Raw genomic sequence first — 17,921 nt, forward strand, 5'->3', positions numbered from 1 at the left:
GATTAGGTTGATAACCAAATCGTAGAAATCAATGTGCCATTATCCAGGAAGGCTTAAACACTTGTTCCTATACTGCCTCTGGGCAGTCTGCACAGGGTTGTAGCGCAGACGAGTGAAAACTCGATCGAGAGGCATTCCATGGAGTGGCTGGGCCTGCAACTGTTCGCCGACCTGCCGGCAACCGGACGTATCCTGCTCGATTGTCGGCATGAGCCGCTGCTGGTTCTACTCGCCTACGTAGTAGCCTGCGCAGCCTGTTTCGCCACCCTCGACATGGCCGAGCGCCAGTCCCACAGCGAAGACCCTACCGCCCACCGGCAATGGAACGTACTTGGCGCCTGCTGCCTGGCCGGCGGCATCTGGGCCATGCATTTCATCAGCATGCTGGCCTTTCAGGCATCCGTCGAAGTGCACTACGACCTGCCGCTGACCATCCTTTCCCTGCTCATTGCCCTGGCGGTTGCATGGCTGGTCATGCGCAGCCTCGATCGCAAGGACATGCGCACGCCACACATCGTACAAAGCGCGGTACTGATCGGCATGGGTATCGTCCTCATGCACTTTGTCGGCATGGCCGCGATGCAAACCGGCGCCCGGCAGTACTACCAGACCGGCCCGCTGCTGGGTGCTGCCATCATCGCCCCGCTCACCAGCCTGCTGGCATTGTACCTGGCGCGCAACTTTCGCAATGGCAGCGGCACCCTGTACCAGGCCGCGAAGTACGGCGCCAGCCTGCTGATCGCCGCGGGTATGGTGGCTTCCCATTTCACGGCGATGTCGGCAATGACCCTGGTCATCCCCAGCGATACCGCACTGCGCTTGCCGTCTGGGGATAACAGCCTGCAACTGGCGCTGGGCATCGGTTTCATCACCTTGCTGATCAGTGGTGCCAGCATCAGTGCGGCCCTGGCCGACAAGAAGCTGCAAAGCAAGGAGCATGACCTGCGCCGGGTCAGCGTGCTGCTCAGCGAACTGGACCAGGCCCGCGCGTCACTGCAGCAGGCAGCGCACTACGATGCACTGACCAACCTGGTCAACCGCCGTGGTTTCAACCAACTGTTCGCCGAACGCCTGGCCGAGCACCTGGCCAGCGAAAGCCGCCTGGCGGTGATGTTCCTGGATATCGACCATTTCAAACGCATCAATGACAGCCTTGGCCACCACGCTGGCGATGAATTGCTCAAGGTCATTGCCAACCATATCAAGGCCGCGACCCGCAGCCAGGACCTGGTGGCACGCTTTGGTGGCGATGAGTTCTGCGTGGTCACCAGCCTCAACAGCCGCGACGAAGCCCGCCACCTGGCCCAGCGCATCATGCAACGCATGAAAGACCCCATCGAGCTTTGCGGCAGGCGCATGGTGATGACCACCAGTATTGGGGTGAGTATCTTTCCGGATGATGGCAGCAGCGCCGAAGAGCTGCTCAAGCATGCGGACCTGGCCCTTTACCAGTCCAAGGACAACGGCCGCAACAGCCTGAATTTTTTCAATGACAGTCTCAAGGCACGCGCCTCGATTGCCCTGCAACTGGAAGAAGAGTTGCGACTGGCGCTGCTGGAAGAGCGCGGCCTGTGCGTGCATTACCAGCCGATCTTCGACCAGCGCACTGGGCGGGTGGCCAAGCTGGAGGCCCTGGTACGCTGGCAGCACCCCCAGCATGGGCTGCTTGGGCCCGACCGGTTCATCGGCATAGCCGAAACCAACGGCCTGATCGTCGACCTCGACTTGTGGGTGTTGCGGCACGCCTGCGCCGACCTGGCACTGCTGCAGCGCGGCGGCCACGGCGACCTCAAGGTAACGGTCAACTGCTCGGCGGTGACCCTCAGCCATGACGAACTGCCCAACGAGGTGGAGAAGGCCTTGTTCCACGCCGGGGTCTCAGCGCACCAGCTGGAGCTGGAAGTGACCGAAAACGCCTTGATGGGGGATATCCAGCGCACGGTCAACCTGCTGAAACGGGTCCGCGCCCTGGGCGTCGCCCTGTCGATCGACGACTTCGGCACCGGCTACTCGTCCTTGGCCTACCTCAAGCACCTGCCCCTGGATGTGCTGAAGATCGACCGCACCTTCCTGCAAGGCGTGCCGGCCAGCCAGAAAGACCGTGAAATTGTCCAGGCAATCATCGTGATGGCGCATACGCTGCACTTGCAAGTGGTCAGCGAAGGCGTGGAAACCGAGGAACAGCGAGCGTTTCTCGCAGACCACGCCTGCGACTACCTGCAAGGCTTTCTGCTCGGGCGGCCAATGCCCTGGGCCGAGCTGCAACCCATGCTGGACCGGCTGCAGCGCACCCTCGTGGTGTTTACCCCTTGCTGCGATACAGCGTTATCAGGGTCGCCGGATCTTTATGCAGGTACCCCTGGCTACCGTGCAGGCGCATCAGTTGCGCGGCGAGGCCACTGAGCGGTGTTGCCGAACCTTGCTCGCGCGAGAACTTGACCGCGCCGTCCAGGTCCTTGAGCAAGGTGCGCACGTGCCATTTGACCGGCTCGAAGCGGCTCTCGGCCATTTGCGGTGCCAGGATCTGCAACGGCCTGGAATCGGCAAAACCACCGGCCAGCGCCTCGGCCAGCAGCGTGGCGTCCACCCCGGCCTGCTCGGCCAGGGCCACCACTTCGGCAATCACCAGCGCATTGCAGGCGACGATCATCTGGTTGCACGCCTTGGTCACCTGGCCTGCGCCCACCGCCCCCATGTGCGTGACACGCTGGCCCAGCACCTCAAGTACCGGCTGAGCGCGCTGCAGGTCCGCCGCTTCGCCACCGACCATGATCGCCAGCGTGCCAGTTTCGGCACCCGCGGTGCCGCCTGACACCGGCGCATCGAGCCAGGCCATGCCGCACAGCGCTGCCAGCTCGGCCGCCATTTCTCGGGTGGCAGTAGGCTCCAGGCTCGAGAAGTCGATCAGCAACTGGCCACCACGGCCACACTCGGCAACGCCTTGCTCGCCAAACACCACCTCACGCACCACCGCCGTGTCGGCCAGGCACAACAACACCATGTCGCTGTCGCGGCACAGTTCGGCCGGGCTGCCAGCCAGACGGGCACCGGCGGCGACCAGCGCGGCGCACTTGTCCGGGCTACGGTTCCAGACCGTCAGCGGATAGCCCGCAGCCAGCAACCGGCGGCACATGGGCAAGCCCATTAGGCCAATGCCGGCAAAACCAAGCGAAGGTAGTGCAGTGTTCATCAATGACTCCCGTCAGATTCGATATCGAGCTGGTGTGCGGGGCAACCTCATTACGCATCCCGTAAACTGTTACCGCCACGCCGAATTGTTACTTACCTCTACCCGCACTGAGCAGCAGCGAGCACCAAAACGAGGCCGGTGCGCATTTTTACGCACCAAAAAAGATCACGCCTGGTCAGCACGCTTCGCCTGGATCACGATGAACGGTGACACCACCACCGCCCATATCTCTGGATCGCGGGTTTGCAGGTCCAGGGCCTGCTCTGCCGAGACAGGCCCCACAGTGCCATCACTACGCCATTTGGCGAAGATTTCACTGCGGTTCTCGGCCATCGCCTCAGCCACAGCGATCAGATCCAGGCTGGGGTCGACCCAAATCAGGTCACCCTTTGCCCAGAAACGCTCCAGCGCTTTCCACTCGATGATTGCAGTCTCGCCAAGCAATTTGGCATAGAGGGTGCTTGTTTGATCGGTCATGGGTGGTATCCGCAAAAATCGCCAATAAAAAAGGCCGGCATTTTTGCAGAAAAACCCGGTTTCAAATATGTAATTTGGTCGATTAGCCCCGAACTTGTGGGCTGAAAGCGCAGATACAGGCAGTTTGATGGCGCCTTTCTGTATCTTTCTTTCGATCAAGCGACAACCCAGGAAGCAGGCACTTTTTGACCGCTTTTCAAGCGATCCGACAGCGCTCTACACTGTACCGGTACAGTTCCGGGACATGTTCCGGGGGAAAGGTGGGCTTGCGCGTTGGCATGGCCACGCCGCAAATCCCGCCCGGTCTGTAGCCCTGGCCGCCAGGACTATAAGAATTACAACAGAATGAGTGGAGCACTATGATCAAGATTTCCAAGCTGTTCGCCGCGATGGTACTGGCCGGGGTAGCCAGCCATTCGTTTGCCGCCGATACCATCAAGATCGGCATCGCCGGCCCCAAGACCGGCCCTGTCACCCAGTACGGCGACATGCAGTTCATCGGTGCCAAGCAAGCCATCAAGGATATCAACGCCGCTGGTGGCGTCGATGGCAAAATGCTTGAAGCCAAGGAATACGACGACGCTTGCGACCCCAAACAGGCCGTGGCAGTCGCCAACAAGGTGGTCAACGACGGCGTCAAGTTCGTCATCGGCCACCTGTGCTCCAGCTCCACCCAGCCGGCATCGGACATCTACGAAGACGAAGGCGTGATCATGATCACCCCGGCCGCGACTTCGCCGGAAATCACTGCCCGTGGCTACAAGCTGATCTTCCGCACCATCGGCCTGGACAGCGCTCAGGGCCCGGCGGCCGGCAACTACATCGCCGACTTCGTCAAACCGAAAGTGGTGGCGGTACTGCACGACAAGCAACAGTACGGTGAAGGCATCGCCACCGCGGTCAAGCAGACCCTGGAGAAAAAAGGCACCAAGGTCGCCGTGTTCGAGGGCCTCAACGCGGGTGACAAGGACTTCTCCTCGATCATCCAGAAGCTCAAGCAGAACAACGTTGACTTCGTCTACTACGGTGGCTACCACCCAGAGCTGGGCCTGATCCTGCGCCAGGCTCAGGAAAAAGGCCTGAAAGCCAAGTTCATGGGCCCGGAAGGCGTGGGCAACGACTCCATCTCGCAGATCGCCCAGAACGCCTCCGAAGGCCTGCTGGTCACCCTGCCGAAGTCGTTCGACGCCGACCCTGCGAACAAGAAGATCGTCGACGCCATCAAGGCTGACGGCAAAGACCCAAGCGGCCCGTTCGTATTCCCTGCCTACTCGGCTGTGGAACTGATTGCCCAAGGCATCAAGGCCGCCAAGTCCGAAGACACCGACAAGGTGGCCGAGGCCATCCACGCCGGCACCTTCAAAACCCCGACCGGCGAGCTGTCCTACGACGCCAAAGGCGACCTGAAAGACTTCAAGTTCGTGGTCTACGAATGGCACTTCGGCAAGCCGAAGACCGAAGTCTCCCCTCAGTAACTGCGTGACTAATAGCTGACCTAGAAGCCCACTGTGCGAGCAGTGGGCTTTGTTTTACGAGGTTCATGGGCCTGGCCCCCGCGATCCGGGGGCGGGCTCACCTGAAAATCTTAAAACCGTCACCCGCGGTTTCCTGGCCTTACCCTCGCCAGCGAAATGCAAATCAGGTTTTTAGGAGCGCTGTAATGCCTGAGATCTACCATTTCTTCCAACAACTGGTTAATGGATTGACCATCGGCAGCACCTATGCCTTGATCGCCATCGGTTACACGATGGTGTACGGCATCATCGGCATGATCAACTTCGCCCACGGCGAGGTGTACATGATCGGTTCGTATGTGGCCTTCATCGCCCTGGCGGGCCTGGCCATGATGGGCATCCACTCGCTGCCCATCCTGATGACCGTTGCCTTCGTCGCGACGATCTTCGTCACCAGTGCCTACGGTTACAGCATCGAACGGGTTGCCTACCGCCCCCTGCGCAACAGCAACCGCCTGATCCCGCTGATTTCCGCCATCGGTATGTCGATCTTCCTGCAGAACACGGTCTTGCTGTCGCAAGATTCCAAGGACAAGTCCATCCCCAACCTGATCCCCGGCAGCTTCTCGTTTGGGCCAGGTGGCGCGGAGGAGGTCCTGATCAGCTACATGCAGATCCTGGTGTTCGTGGTCACCCTGGTCGCCATGACCCTGCTCACACTGTTCATCTCCCGTTCCCGCCTGGGTCGCGCCTGCCGCGCCTGCGCCGAGGACATCAAGATGGCCAACCTGCTGGGCATCAACACCAACAACATCATCGCCCTCACCTTCGTCATCGGTGCCGCCCTGGCAGCCGTGGCGGCCGTGCTGCTGAGCATGCAGTACGGGGTGATCAACCCCAACGCCGGCTTCCTGGTGGGCCTGAAGGCCTTCACGGCGGCGGTACTGGGTGGCATCGGCAGCATCCCGGGCGCCATGCTCGGCGGGCTGGTGCTGGGCGTGGCCGAAGCGTTCGGCGCCGATATCTTCGGTGACCAGTACAAGGACGTCGTGGCATTCGGCTTGTTGGTTCTTGTCCTGCTATTCCGGCCGACCGGCATCCTGGGCCGCCCGGAGGTTGAAAAAGTATGAACAGAAATCTCAAACAGGCGTTCTTCAGCGCCTTGCTGGTCTGGGCCGTGGCCTTCCCGGTGCTGGGCCTGAAACTGAGCATCGACGGCATCAGCCTGGTGGTGCACAGCCAAGGCACGTTCACCATCAGCATCATTGCCGTGTGTTCGCTACTGATGTTCCTGCGGGTACTGTTCGACCGGCAGTGGAGTGCGGTGATGGGCCGCCGCTCGGACCGCAAACTGATCCCACCGGCAGTCAGCAACTACCTGACCCTGCCGAAAACCCAGCGCTACGTGATCATGGGCCTGATCGTCGCCGCATTGGTGTGGCCGTTCTTCGGTTCACGCGGCGCGGTCGACATTGCCACGCTGATCCTGATCTACGTGTTGCTGGGCCTGGGCCTGAACATCGTGGTTGGCCTGGCGGGCCTGCTCGACCTGGGTTACGTGGGTTTCTACGCCGTCGGCGCCTATAGCTACGCCATGCTGTCGCATTACCTGGGGTGGAGCTTCTGGGTATGCCTGCCGATCGCCGGCCTGATGGCCGCCACCTTCGGCTTCCTGCTCGGCTTCCCGGTGCTGCGCCTGCGCGGCGACTATCTGGCGATCGTGACGCTCGGCTTCGGCGAAATCATCCGCCTGTTCCTGCGTAACCTCACCGACTGGACCGGCGGCCCCAACGGCATCAGCAACATCCCCAAGCCGGAGTTCTTCGGCCTGACCTTCGAACGCCGTGCCGCCGAGGGCATGCAGACCTTCCATGAGTTCTTCGGCTTGCCGTACAACTCGATCAACAAGGTCATCTTCCTCTATCTGGTGGCCCTGCTGCTGGCCCTGCTGGCACTGTTCGTCATCAACCGCCTGCTGCGCATGCCGATCGGCCGCGCCTGGGAAGCCCTGCGCGAAGACGAGATCGCCTGCCGTGCACTGGGCCTCAACCCGACGGTGATCAAGCTGTCGGCGTTCACCCTGGGTGCCTGCTTCGCCGGTTTCGCCGGCAGCTTCTTCGCTGCACGCCAAGGCCTGGTGACGCCCGAGTCGTTCACCTTCATCGAGTCGGCGATCATCCTCGCCATCGTCGTGCTCGGCGGCATGGGCTCACAACTGGGCGTGATCCTCGCGGCCATCGTGATGATCCTGCTGCCAGAGCTGATGCGGGAGTTCAGCGAATACCGGATGCTGATGTTCGGTGCGCTGATGGTGTTGATGATGATCTGGCGTCCGCAAGGCCTGCTGCCTATGCAACGTCCGCACATGGAGCTGCGTCGATGAGCCGCGAAATTCTGCAAGTCAGCGGCCTGAGCATGCGCTTCGGCGGCTTGTTGGCGGTCAACGGCGTGGGCCTGACCGTCAAGGAAAAACAGGTCGTGGCACTGATCGGGCCGAACGGCGCCGGCAAGACCACGGTGTTCAACTGCCTGACCGGCTTCTACAAGCCCAGCGGCGGCACCATCCTGCTCGATGGCCAGCCCATTCAGGGCCTGGCCGGGCACCAGATCGCCCGCAAAGGCGTGGTGCGCACCTTCCAGAACGTGCGCTTGTTCAAGGAAATGACCGCGCTGGAAAACCTGCTGATCGCCCAGCACCGTCACCTCAACACCAACTTCTTCGCTGGCCTGTTCAAGACCCCGGGCTTCCGCCGCAGCGAAAAGGAGGCCATGGAGCGCGCGCAGTACTGGCTGGAAAAGGTCAACCTGACCGAGTTCGCCAACCGTACCGCCGGCACCCTCGCCTACGGCCAGCAGCGCCGCCTGGAAATCGCCCGCTGCATGATGACCCAGCCGCGCATCATCATGCTCGACGAGCCGGCAGCTGGCCTGAACCCCAAGGAAACCGAAGACCTCAAGGCCCTGATCGGCTACCTGCGTGAGTCGCACAACGTCACCGTGCTGCTGATCGAGCACGACATGAAGCTGGTGATGAGCATTTCCGACCATATCGTGGTGATCAACCAGGGCACCCCCCTGGCCCACGGCACGCCCGAGGAGATCCGCGACAACCCTGATGTGATCAAAGCCTACCTGGGGGAAGCGTAAATGCTGAAGTTCGAGAACGTTTCCACCTTCTACGGCAAGATCCAGGCACTGCACAGCGTCAACGTGGAGATCAACCAAGGCGAGATCGTCACCCTGATCGGTGCTAACGGGGCCGGCAAGTCGACCCTGCTGATGACCCTGTGCGGCTCACCCCAGGCGCACAGCGGCAGCATCAAGTACCTGGGTGAAGAACTGGTCGGCCAGCCGTCCTCGCACATCATGCGCAAGAGCATTGCGGTGGTACCGGAAGGCCGCCGCGTGTTCGCCCGCCTGACCGTCGAGGAGAACCTGGCGATGGGTGGTTTCTTCACCGACAAAGGCGACTACCAGGCGCAACTGGACAAAGTCCTGCAGTTGTTCCCGCGCCTCAAGGAGCGCTACTCACAGCGTGGCGGCACCATGTCGGGTGGCGAGCAGCAGATGCTCGCCATTGGCCGTGCGCTGATGAGCAAGCCCAAGCTCCTGCTGCTCGACGAACCCTCGTTGGGCCTGGCGCCAATCATCATCCAGCAGATCTTCGACATCATCGAACAGTTGCGCCGTGACGGCGTAACGGTGTTCCTGGTGGAACAGAACGCCAACCAGGCGCTGAAGATTGCCGACCGGGCATACGTGCTGGAAAACGGCCGGGTGGTGATGCAAGGTACCGGGGAAGCCTTGTTGACCGACCCGAAGGTGCGCGACGCGTATCTGGGTGGTTGATTGGGGAAAGGGCCTTCACAGGCCCTTTTTTCTGCCTGCAAGGAACGTGTTGTCTGCATCGCCCCCCCGTCGCCGGCAAGCCAGCGCCTGCAAGTCCCCCGCAATCCTCAGGGCAGTGGGCGCCTGTGCGAACAACCCTTGACTTGAGATCCACCGCCAGCCTGCGTAACGTGGCCAGCTTTCACGGCAAAGATCCCGGAGCCCGCCCCATGCGCCTGACCCCCACCCTGCTGCTCACCGCCCTGCTGCCCCTGTTCGCCGGCTGCCAACTGATGGCTGACGCCCCCAGCGACCCGAACATCGGCACCACGCGCATGCAGGGCGAACTGCGCGCTGCCGGTGGCCAGCTGCTGTTCAAGCCTTGCAGCGAAAACCGTACCTTCGTGATCAATGACGTTGGCGCCACCGGCATCCTGCAAGAAGCCGCCAACCTGGCCAAGGGTGCCAATGACAAGCTGTTCGCCGATGTGCGCGGCCGCCTCACCGGCAGCAAGCAGGCCAATAGCGACGGCCAGCTGGAAGTGCGTCGCCTGTACCGCCTGGAACCGTCCACCCGCGCCTGCGAAGACCCCAATTTCAGGCAACTGACCCTGCGCGCCAGCGGCCACGAGCCGGGCTGGGACGTCAAGGCCAGTGGCAAGGGCATGGTGCTCAACCGCGTGGGTCAAGCGCCCCTGCCCCTGCCATTCCTTGAAGAAGAAGTCCCCGGTGGCGGCCTGACCCTGACCAGCGAAGCCAACGGTCAGCATGTGGAACTGTGGGTCGCACCACAACGCTGCGTAGACAGCGCCACTGGGGCCGTTGACCACCTGCGTGCCGAATTGCGCATCGACGGCAAGACCTTGCAAGGCTGCGGCTACTACGGCGGCGCACGCGACAACTGATCACCGGGCGCTTTTATCCTGCCAGTCAAGGCGGCTAACAGCTTATACTTGGCGGTTTGTGTAAAGCCGCCGGCCGCCCATGGCCGGGATACTGGACCCTGCCATGCTACGAATCACCGAACTGAAGCTGCCCCTGGACCACCCCGACGAAGCGCTGCGTGACGCCATCGTCCAGCGCCTGGGCATCCGCGACGAGCAACTGCTCAGCTTCAACCTGTTCAAGCGCAGCTACGATGCGCGCAAGAAGAACAGCGAGCTGCTGTTCATCTACACCATCGACCTGCAAGCCAGCAACGAAGCCGAGCTGCTTGCCAAGTTCGCCGATGATCGCAACATCGGCCCTGCCCCCGACGTGACCTACAAGTTCGTTGGCCAGGCCCCGGCCGGCCTGCAGGAACGCCCGATCGTGGTCGGCTTTGGCCCGTGCGGCATTTTTGCCGGCCTGCTGCTGGCGCAGATGGGCTTCAAGCCGATCATCCTCGAACGCGGCAAGGAAGTGCGCCAGCGCACCAAGGACACTTGGGGCCTGTGGCGCAAGAGCGTGCTCAACCCCGAGTCCAATGTGCAGTTCGGCGAAGGCGGCGCCGGCACCTTCTCGGACGGCAAGCTGTACAGCCAGATCAAGGACCCGCAGCACCACGGCCGCAAAGTGCTGGAAGAGTTCGTCAAGGCCGGTGCGCCCGACGAGATCCTGTACATCAACAAGCCGCACATCGGCACCTTCCGCCTGACTGGCATGGTCGAGCAGATGCGTCAGGACATGATCGCCCTCGGGGCCGAAGTGCGCTTCCAGGAAAAGGTCACCGACCTGCTGATCGAAGATGGCCAGTTGACCGGCGTGGTGCTGGAAAGCGGCGAGCAACTGCACTCGCGCCATGTGGTTCTGGCCCTGGGCCACAGTGCCCGCGACACCTTCCGCATGCTGCATGCCAAAGGCGTGTACATGGAAGCCAAGCCATTCTCGGTGGGCTTTCGCATCGAGCACCCTCAAACGCTCATCGACAAGGCGCGCCTGGGCAAATACGCCGGTCACCCGAAACTGGGGGCTGCCGACTACAAACTGGTGTACCACGCCAGTAACGGCCGTTCGGTATACAGCTTCTGCATGTGCCCGGGCGGCACCGTGGTCGCCGCAACCAGCGAACCGGGCCGGGTAGTTACCAACGGCATGAGCCAGTACTCGCGTAACGAGCGCAACGCCAACTCCGGCATCGTCGTCGGCATCGACCCCGAACGCGACTACCCAGGCAGCCCGCTGGCCGGTATCGAACTGCAGGAACGCCTTGAGGCCCATGCCTACGTGATGGGGGGCAGCAATTACCAGGCGCCGGCACAACTGGTGGGTGACTTCGTTGCGGGGCGGCCGTCGACCGCGCTGGGCAGTGTCGAGCCATCCTACAAGCCGGGCGTGACCCTGGGCGATCTGGCACCAAGCCTACCGGCGTTCGCCATCGAGGCGATCCGCGAGGCACTGCCGGCATTCGACCGGCAGATCAAGGGCTACAACCTGCCTGATGCGGTGTTGACCGGGATCGAAACACGGACCTCGTCGCCGCTGCGCATCACCCGCGGCGAGGACTATCAGAGCCTGAACCTCAAGGGGCTGTTCCCGGCCGGAGAAGGCGCAGGTTATGCCGGTGGCATCCTGTCGGCAGGGGTCGACGGCATTCGCATTGCCGAAGCGGTAGCGCGGGACATGCTGGGCCTTTGACGGGGGTCAGCCGAGCCGTGGTTCGCGTACCCGGCTCTGCCATCAGCCTGAAGCATAAAAAAACCCCGGCTGGCAGTCGCCAGTCGGGGTTTTGTTTGGCTGCGCTACGCTCAGTGCGAAACGCGGCTGGTGCCGTCAACAGTCATGATGCGCACACGGTCGCCCACACGGAAGATTTCGTTTTCCTGCACGGCCTGGACATAGGCACGCATGCTGCCGTCGTCTTCACGCACAGTGATCTCGACACCCTGGGTACGGGTCAGGCCTTCTTCGGCAGCGGAACCCGCCAGGCCACCGGCAACGGCACCGATGACTGCGGCAACGATGCTGCCACGGCCACCGCCGACGGCGCTGCCCGCCACACCACCGACAATGGCGCCCGCACCACCACCGATCGGGGTCTTGGTACCCTCGATCTTGACCGGGCGCAGGGATTCGATAGTGCCCATCCGTACGGTTTGCACGCGGCGGGCCTCATCACGGGAGTAGCTATCGCCGGTCAGGCTCGAGGCACAACCCCCTAGCAGCAGCGACATGGTGGTAAAGGTTGCCACCAGCAAAGCGGATTTACGCATGGGTAAAATCTCCATAAGTCAGGTGCTTATTAGACGCTGCACATTGACGGCTGTCACGGTACAAACGCAATAAAGTTGTTTTCATTCAGCCGGGGTACAGCCAGCGCGGCTGTGCCATGGCGCTTCAATTGAGACCAAGGATAGCCATGGATTACTTCATCGTCGTGGTGGCCACCGTTGCGGGGCTTTATTTCCACGGGTGGCTGTACGTGCGCATGCGCCGCTGGATGGACCGCGACATGGCGTTGTCGCTGGCAGGGGCTGATCCGCACAAACGCGCGTTCATGCTGCAGAGGCTGGAGCAGGCGCGGCTGGCGAAGGTGAAGCGCAGGGAACTGGCAGGCTGGCTGCAACGGGAGGCGGTGGAGTATTCAAGGTCACGTTGAAAGACCGACCATGCCCTGATCCCACCTGTGGGGGCCCGGCTTGCCGGCGATGGGCCGCAAGGCCATGCCCTGTCGCGGTGTCGCGACAGGGCATGGCAAGCCCCGGAAAATCTCAGGGCGCCAACCGCTCCCGCAGCCACTGCCCATCGACCCGTCGGTAGTTGAGGCGGTCATGCAAACGGCTCGCCCGCCCCTGCCAGAACTCGACCCGCTCAGGCAGCAAGCGATAGCCACCCCAATGTTCCGGGCAATGTGGCTGCGTATCGGAAAACCGCGCTTCGGTGGCCTTCACCAGCCCCTCCAGCTCTTCACGCCCGGCAATCACCCGGCTCTGCGGTGAGGCCCAGGCCCCCAGGCGGCTGCCCAGTGGGCGCACCTGGTAATAGTCGTCCGACTCCTTGGCCGACACCTTCACCACCCGCCCCTCGATACGCACCTGGCGTTCCAGCGCCGGCCAGAAAAAGGTCATGGCTGCAAACGGGTTGGCTTGCAGGTGCTGGCCTTTAGCGCTGTCGTAATTGGTGAAAAAGGTGAAACCCTGCTCATCGAGCCCTTTGAGCAACAATACCCGGCAATGCGGACGGCCCTCGCCGTCCACCGTGGCCAAGGTCATGGCGTTGGCTTCCACTGGCGCCTGCTCGGTTTTGACCGCGTCGGCGAACCACTGGTGAAACAGGGCGAACGGCTCGCCCGGCGCCTGGGCTTCTGCCAGGCCATCACGGGTGTAGTCGCGGCGCATATCGGCCAGGGATTGGGTCATTGCTGCGTTCCTTGACGATCAGTTGGTCTTCGCAGGGCTATTGGCAGCTACTTTCTTGTCGGTGGTAGCTTTCTTGGCGACAGGCTTGGCTGGCGCGGCTTTTTTCTTGGCCGTGGTTTTGGCAGGCGCCTTGGCCACGGGCTTTTTCGCTGCGGGCTTGGCAGCCGGCTTGCTGGTGGCCGGCTTGGCGGCAGGCGCCTTGGCATCCTGCACGGCCACCATTGCAGCCGGCGCCGGTGCCGGAGCAGCCTGTTGGTACTTGGCCAGCAGCGCGACCATGGTGTTCTGCGGGGTCAGCAGCATTTCCACGCGGCGGTTGAGGGCACGGCCCTCGGGGCTGTCATTCGCAGCACGCGGCATTACCGAACCCATACCCTTGAGGGTCAGGCGGTCACGCTGCAGGCCGCTGAGGCGGAAAATGGCCGAAACCGACGCGGCGCGTTCCAGGCTGAGCTTCTGGTTGGCAGCAGCGGCACCGCTGGTGTCGGCATGGCCCAGTACCAGTACGGCAGTCTTGGGGTCGCCTTCAACCGTTTTGGCAACCCGGGTGATCGGGCCAAGCGACATGGGCAGCAGCATGTTCGGGCGATCTGGGTTGTACGAGCTGTCCACCGGCAGGGTCACGGCCAACACGTTGTCGCGGCGCTCCAGTTCCAGCTTGCTGTCCTTGATGGCTTCGCGCAGCTTCGGCTCGTACTCGTCCAGCCAGGCCTGGGTCGCCTGCTGGTCGATTTTAGGCACCACAGGGCCCTTGGCTTGCTGGTCGTCACCGCCGAACGGCCACCACCAGCGGCTGGTGCTTTCCGACTTGGCATCGGCCTTGGCCACATTGTCTGTGACGGCTGCCTTCACTTCCTGCTCGGCGACCTTGTCCGAACCGAAAGGCCACCAGCTGGAACCACCTTCCTTGGAGCCCTCCGGGGCGTGGCTGGCGCAACCGGTAACGGCGGTCAGACACAGGGCGAGTGCTAAGGTTTTATGTGAAGACATCAGCGATACACCATGAAATAGAAAGATATTTTGCCTAGGCACTTCAGGCGTTGGCATTGAGGATAGTCAAAGGGCTGAAGCAATACCCGCATTACCCGATCAAAGGCAACCGGCAAGCACACGGACCAGTTTTTGCGCCCGCGGGTCCATGAGCACATAAGGCCCGAGGGTATTGACCACGAAGCCGAACGCCACATCATGCTCCGGGTCGGCGAACCCCACAGAACCACCGGCCCCAGGGTGGCCAAAGGCGCGGGGCCCCAGGCCGAAGGTGGCGTTGGCCACCTCCGGCTGATCGAGCATGCAGCCCAGGCCGAAGCGGGTCTGGGTGAGCAAGGTGCGGTCCTGGCCAAGGCTGTGTTCTCGGGTCAGTTCGTCGAGCAATTCGGACTCGAGCAGGCTGCCGTCCAGCAAACCGGCATAAAACCCCGCCAGGCTGCGTGCGTTGCCGTGGCCGTTGGCCGCCGGCTGCTGCATGCGCCGCCATTCCGGCTTGTTGGTGCTGGTCAGGATCGCCGGGGGGTTGGTAAAGGCACGGGTGGACAAGGCCTCGGGCTCGCGCAGGGTCACCTGCAGCAAGCGCTGCGCCGCGGCGTCGCCGGGGTTGCCTTTGCCGCGGGCAATATGCGCCACGCGGTGAAACGCTTCGTCGGCCAGGCCAACATGAAAATCCAGCCCTAGCGGGCGAGCGGTACGCGCCACGATCGAGTCACCCGGGGCCCGGCCGTCGGTCCGGCGAATCAGTTCGCCGATCAGCCAGCCGTAGGTGATGGCGGCATACCCGTGTTCCGTGCCAGGCGCCCACCACGGCGTTTCGGCCGCCAGGGCATCGACCATGACCTGCCAGTCATACAAGGCTTCGGCCGGCAGCAGTGCGCGTAGGGCGGGCAAACCCGCACGGTGGCTGAGCAGTTGGCGCAGGGTGATCGCTTGCTTACCGGCCTGGGCAAATTCGGGCCAGTAGTTGGCCACCGGTGCATCGAGTGCCAGCTTGCCCTCGCCGACCAGCTGCAGTGCGGTCACCGCGGTGAAGGTCTTGGTACAGGAAAACAGGTTGGCGATGGTGTCGCTGTGCCACGCCTGCTGGCCGTCCTTGTCTGCACTGCCGGCCCACAGGTCGACCACGGTTTCGCCTCCCACCTGGATGCACAGCGCGGCGCCACGCTCCTGGGGATCATCGAACAGCGCGGCAAAAGCCTCGCGCACGGCTTCGAACTTCAGCTCATAGTGACCCTGGATCTGCACCCGCTGCTCTCCGTGTGACGATAGTCAAAAAGGTCTGCATTGTTTCAGTAGTTGGGCGTTTTGCAAACTGGCTTGAGCCCGGCGGTCGCGATGCCCAGCGCACCGCACCCACCTGTAATCATGGCGCCGGTTTCTTCTCCAGGCCGGTGCGCAGTTGCGCCATGGCCTGGGCGTTGGCCTTGCGCACGGCATCGATAAAACCGGGGTACGGTACATCGGTGATCGCCACCAGCCCCAAGTGGCCGTTCTCGCCATCGAGCAGGCGACCGCTGGCCGGCTGGTCGAGGTACTGGAACCAGTGCGCGCCCACGATCATGGGTTGTTGCAAGGCGGCAGTGAGGAAATTGGCATAGGCCGGGCCGCGGTCTTCTTCTCGCGCCAGCTCCAGTGGCCCCGGCCAGAACGGGCCGCGATCACGCGAACCGAACTGGAATTCAGACACCAGCACCGGCTTGTCCAGCTCGGCCAGGCGGGCGAAATCGTAGCCGTCCTGCGGCTTGAGCGTATAAAAGTTGAAACTGAGTACATCGCAGAACTCGGCGCAGGCGTTGACCGCCTCTGGCGTACTCACGGCATAACGGCCCCCCAGCAACAGGTGGTTGGGTGCATGCCATTTCAAGGCATCGGAAATGGTCTTGAAGTAGGTTTCGGCGAAAACCTGCTGGAAGTGCTGGTAGTCGCGCTCGATTTCCGGGTGCTCCGGGCTGGGCAACGGTGCCTCGAAGCCTGGATCCTCCATCAGTTCCCAGGCGTTCAGCTCGATGCCCCAGGCCTTGGACAACCCCTCCTGGTTGCGGTACTTGTCACGCAACTGCTTGAGGAAGGCGCGCTTGGCAGGCACGTCGGTGGTCAGGCGCAATGTGCCGTAGGCCAGGCCATAACGGGCCTTGGGCTCGCTACCCGGTGCGGCCCAGGCCAACTCGTTATCGGCAAAATAGCCGATCAGCCAGGGATCGTCACGGTGATCACGGGCAGCAATGGCCACGGCGCGTTCGGTGGCCATGGCAAAGCGCGGGTCGAACGGGTCGGGCATGCGCCCCCACCAGTCCATGCCGGTGCTGATGCTGGCGTAATCGCCAACGATCGACAGCGGCAGGGTATAGGGCATGCGCCTGGCCTGGCCGAGGGCAGGCTCGCTCCAGTTGCCCAGCGTGTTGAAACCCCAGGCCTGCAAACGGTCGAGCGCATGCGCCTGCCAACGGCCAGTGTCCACTACCAGCGGTGGGCAAGCGGTCGGCTGCCCTGTTGCCGCCGGCGGGCAGGGCTTGCCATAGGCCCGCTGCAGGTTGGCTGCATAGAAGTCGAACCAGCGCCCTTTCTTGAAATTGCGCCCCTGCGAGGACGCATTGCCGTCGTCGTTGTTGCCTTCACCGTAGAACGCTGCCAGGGCGTCGCCCTCTCCCGGGAGTGCCTTGAACATGGCCTCACGCCCGGCGGTGTAGGTACGCCCGCCGTCGGCTGCCACGGCATTGACACCCAGCGAATAGAAGGGGTGGCCATCAGGGGTAATCAGGTACCAGCGGCCATCACGCTTTTCGGTACGGAAAAAACCCTCGGCAGCAAAGGCCGGCCCCGCCAGCAGGCCGCCATAGGCATCCAACTGCTGCTTGCCGCGCTCGGCCAGCCAAGCCTTGAGTTGCTGCTGTTCACGGTTGGCGGCTGCCTTGAGCTGTTCGTCGTTGGCCACCTTTTCCGGCCAACTGCCACGCGTGGACTGCCCATAGGCATCGATCAGTTCACGGTACGCCACCTGGTAGGCCTGGTCGTCATCCTGAATGCCCACCCGTTCGATCAGCAGGTTCTGGGCGACCTTGGGGCCGGGAATGCTCAAGCTGACCGAAGCCACCTGCTTGAGGTCTACAGCGCCGGCGCTGCTGGTCAGCAGCAGCCGCTGGCCGCCGTGCAGCCAGGGCATGGGGGGGCCTGCGCGCATGCCCTGGCTCAACGGCGAACTGGCGGTCAACGGCACCATCACGGTTTGCGCCGGGCCGGCCGGCAAATCGATACGGCTGGTCAGGGTGCGCCCATCGCTGCCTTGCACCGTGACATCCACGGTCAGCGCCCAGTCCATGGCACTTTGCAGGCGCAAGGTAAGGAACTTGCCGCTGGACCAGTCCCACACACCACTTTGCGGGCTCAGGCGCAAGGTCGGCCGCTGCGCCGGGTTGAACACCACACGCCGCAGCACCTCGCCTTCGGCCGTCTGCTCTGCGTTGTACTGCGGCATACCGGCATCCTCGGTCGCCACGTTGACCACCGAGGCCGGGCGCACGAAGCTGAACAGCGTCTGCTGCCCGGCCCATACGGACGAGCTGAACAACAGGGCGAAAACAGCGGGCAGGGTACGGCGGACCATAAGGCTGGGGCTCTCCTTCAGGGCCATCATGGCCCAGGACTGAG

Annotated in this window: 16 protein-coding genes; 9 read left to right on the plus strand and 7 right to left on the minus strand. The window is 62.8% G+C overall.

Going from position 1 to position 17,921, the window contains the following annotated elements; translation table 11 throughout:
• Window positions 1-138 precede the first annotated feature (138 nt).
• Window positions 139-2,403: a putative bifunctional diguanylate cyclase/phosphodiesterase gene (locus tag AACG97_RS21825; protein WP_009684622.1), complete on the plus strand. Its 2,265-nt coding sequence runs from the start codon at window positions 139-141 to the stop codon at window positions 2,401-2,403.
• Here AACG97_RS21825 and AACG97_RS21830 read toward each other — a convergent pair.
• Both AACG97_RS21830 and AACG97_RS21835 read right to left on the minus strand, forming a co-directional pair.
• Entirely contained in the window at window positions 2,303-3,190 is an 888-nt protein-coding gene (locus AACG97_RS21830) for an NAD(P)-dependent oxidoreductase (RefSeq protein WP_009684621.1), read from the minus strand. The two genes, AACG97_RS21825 and AACG97_RS21830, sit on opposite strands and share 101 nt — an antisense overlap.
• 165 nt (window positions 3,191-3,355) lie before the next feature.
• Entirely contained in the window at window positions 3,356-3,667 is a 312-nt protein-coding gene (locus AACG97_RS21835; RefSeq protein ID WP_009684620.1) for a DUF2288 domain-containing protein, read from the minus strand.
• A gap of 359 nt (window positions 3,668-4,026) precedes the next feature.
• Here AACG97_RS21835 and AACG97_RS21840 point away from each other — a divergent pair, with 359 nt between their 5' ends.
• The 7 genes from AACG97_RS21840 (at window position 4,027) to AACG97_RS21870 (ending at window position 11,565) form a co-directional block, all read left to right on the plus strand.
• Entirely contained in the window at window positions 4,027-5,142 is a 1,116-nt protein-coding gene (locus tag AACG97_RS21840) for a branched-chain amino acid ABC transporter substrate-binding protein (protein WP_009684619.1), read from the plus strand.
• Window positions 5,143-5,327: 185 nt separating this feature from the next.
• Window positions 5,328-6,251, plus strand: coding sequence for a high-affinity branched-chain amino acid ABC transporter permease LivH (gene livH, locus AACG97_RS21845; protein WP_008097482.1), 924 nt, complete (start codon window positions 5,328-5,330; stop codon window positions 6,249-6,251).
• Entirely contained in the window at window positions 6,248-7,504 is a 1,257-nt protein-coding gene (locus AACG97_RS21850) for a high-affinity branched-chain amino acid ABC transporter permease LivM (RefSeq protein WP_009684618.1), read from the plus strand. Before livH ends, AACG97_RS21850 begins: the two co-directional genes overlap by 4 nt.
• The gene (gene livG / locus AACG97_RS21855; protein WP_009684617.1) at window positions 7,501-8,268 is read left to right on the plus strand and encodes a high-affinity branched-chain amino acid ABC transporter ATP-binding protein LivG; all 768 of its coding nucleotides are present in this window, start codon (window positions 7,501-7,503) and stop codon (window positions 8,266-8,268) included. Before AACG97_RS21850 ends, livG begins: the two co-directional genes overlap by 4 nt.
• On the plus strand, window positions 8,269-8,970 hold the full coding sequence (locus tag AACG97_RS21860) for an ABC transporter ATP-binding protein (RefSeq protein WP_009684616.1): 702 nt from the start codon (window positions 8,269-8,271) through the stop codon (window positions 8,968-8,970).
• Between the two features lie 209 nt (window positions 8,971-9,179).
• Entirely contained in the window at window positions 9,180-9,854 is a 675-nt protein-coding gene (locus tag AACG97_RS21865) for a COG3650 family protein (protein WP_009684615.1), read from the plus strand.
• Between the two features lie 103 nt (window positions 9,855-9,957).
• Entirely contained in the window at window positions 9,958-11,565 is a 1,608-nt protein-coding gene (locus AACG97_RS21870) for an NAD(P)/FAD-dependent oxidoreductase (protein ID WP_009684614.1), read from the plus strand.
• Between the two features lie 110 nt (window positions 11,566-11,675).
• Here AACG97_RS21870 and AACG97_RS21875 read toward each other — a convergent pair whose 3' ends face one another.
• Entirely contained in the window at window positions 11,676-12,140 is a 465-nt protein-coding gene (locus AACG97_RS21875) for an outer membrane lipoprotein (protein WP_009684613.1), read from the minus strand.
• Window positions 12,141-12,286: 146 nt separating this feature from the next.
• Between AACG97_RS21875 and AACG97_RS21880 the strand changes: the two genes are divergently transcribed.
• Window positions 12,287-12,526 carry a hypothetical protein gene (locus AACG97_RS21880; RefSeq protein WP_009684612.1) on the plus strand — a complete coding sequence of 80 codons (240 nt, stop codon included), beginning with the start codon at window positions 12,287-12,289 and terminating at the stop codon, window positions 12,524-12,526.
• A gap of 112 nt (window positions 12,527-12,638) precedes the next feature.
• On the opposite strand, the gene pdxH is transcribed toward AACG97_RS21880, so the two are convergent.
• The 4 genes from pdxH to AACG97_RS21900 form a co-directional block, all read right to left on the minus strand.
• On the minus strand, window positions 12,639-13,286 hold the full coding sequence (pdxH, locus tag AACG97_RS21885) for a pyridoxamine 5'-phosphate oxidase (RefSeq protein ID WP_009684611.1): 648 nt from the start codon (window positions 13,284-13,286) through the stop codon (window positions 12,639-12,641).
• Window positions 13,287-13,304: 18 nt separating this feature from the next.
• Complete coding sequence (locus AACG97_RS21890; protein ID WP_009684610.1) at window positions 13,305-14,276, minus strand: OmpA family protein; 972 nt, start codon at window positions 14,274-14,276, stop codon at window positions 13,305-13,307.
• A 99-nt stretch (window positions 14,277-14,375) separates the two neighbouring features.
• A complete protein-coding gene (locus tag AACG97_RS21895; protein ID WP_009684609.1) occupies window positions 14,376-15,521 on the minus strand; it encodes an EstA family serine hydrolase in 1,146 nt (381 codons plus the stop codon).
• Between the two features lie 118 nt (window positions 15,522-15,639).
• Window positions 15,640-17,877: a beta-galactosidase gene (locus tag AACG97_RS21900; RefSeq protein WP_047149545.1), complete on the minus strand. Its 2,238-nt coding sequence runs from the start codon at window positions 17,875-17,877 to the stop codon at window positions 15,640-15,642.
• Between the last annotated feature and the right edge of the window lie 44 nt (window positions 17,878-17,921).

Source organism: Pseudomonas sp. Nvir (assembly GCF_963778085.1).
Taxonomy (GTDB): Bacteria; Pseudomonadota; Gammaproteobacteria; order Pseudomonadales; family Pseudomonadaceae; genus Aquipseudomonas; species Aquipseudomonas juntendi.

What these genes read in the sequence shown, in the direction of transcription:
- livH (WP_008097482.1), top strand. Translation starts at nt 5,328, where the DNA reads ATGCCTGAGATCTACCATTTCTTCCAACAACTGGTTAATGGATTGACC.
- pdxH (WP_009684611.1), bottom strand. Translation starts at nt 13,286, where the DNA reads ATGACCCAATCCCTGGCCGATATGCGCCGCGACTACACCCGTGATGGC.
- livG (WP_009684617.1), top strand. Translation starts at nt 7,501, where the DNA reads ATGAGCCGCGAAATTCTGCAAGTCAGCGGCCTGAGCATGCGCTTCGGC.
- AACG97_RS21890 (WP_009684610.1), bottom strand. Translation starts at nt 14,276, where the DNA reads ATGTCTTCACATAAAACCTTAGCACTCGCCCTGTGTCTGACCGCCGTT.
- AACG97_RS21825 (WP_009684622.1), top strand. Translation starts at nt 139, where the DNA reads ATGGAGTGGCTGGGCCTGCAACTGTTCGCCGACCTGCCGGCAACCGGA.
- AACG97_RS21860 (WP_009684616.1), top strand. Translation starts at nt 8,269, where the DNA reads ATGCTGAAGTTCGAGAACGTTTCCACCTTCTACGGCAAGATCCAGGCA.
- AACG97_RS21840 (WP_009684619.1), top strand. Translation starts at nt 4,027, where the DNA reads ATGATCAAGATTTCCAAGCTGTTCGCCGCGATGGTACTGGCCGGGGTA.
- AACG97_RS21835 (WP_009684620.1), bottom strand. Translation starts at nt 3,667, where the DNA reads ATGACCGATCAAACAAGCACCCTCTATGCCAAATTGCTTGGCGAGACT.
- AACG97_RS21830 (WP_009684621.1), bottom strand. Translation starts at nt 3,190, where the DNA reads ATGAACACTGCACTACCTTCGCTTGGTTTTGCCGGCATTGGCCTAATG.
- AACG97_RS21875 (WP_009684613.1), bottom strand. Translation starts at nt 12,140, where the DNA reads ATGCGTAAATCCGCTTTGCTGGTGGCAACCTTTACCACCATGTCGCTG.
- AACG97_RS21900 (WP_047149545.1), bottom strand. Translation starts at nt 17,877, where the DNA reads ATGGTCCGCCGTACCCTGCCCGCTGTTTTCGCCCTGTTGTTCAGCTCG.
- AACG97_RS21865 (WP_009684615.1), top strand. Translation starts at nt 9,180, where the DNA reads ATGCGCCTGACCCCCACCCTGCTGCTCACCGCCCTGCTGCCCCTGTTC.
- AACG97_RS21870 (WP_009684614.1), top strand. Translation starts at nt 9,958, where the DNA reads ATGCTACGAATCACCGAACTGAAGCTGCCCCTGGACCACCCCGACGAA.
- AACG97_RS21880 (WP_009684612.1), top strand. Translation starts at nt 12,287, where the DNA reads ATGGATTACTTCATCGTCGTGGTGGCCACCGTTGCGGGGCTTTATTTC.
- AACG97_RS21850 (WP_009684618.1), top strand. Translation starts at nt 6,248, where the DNA reads ATGAACAGAAATCTCAAACAGGCGTTCTTCAGCGCCTTGCTGGTCTGG.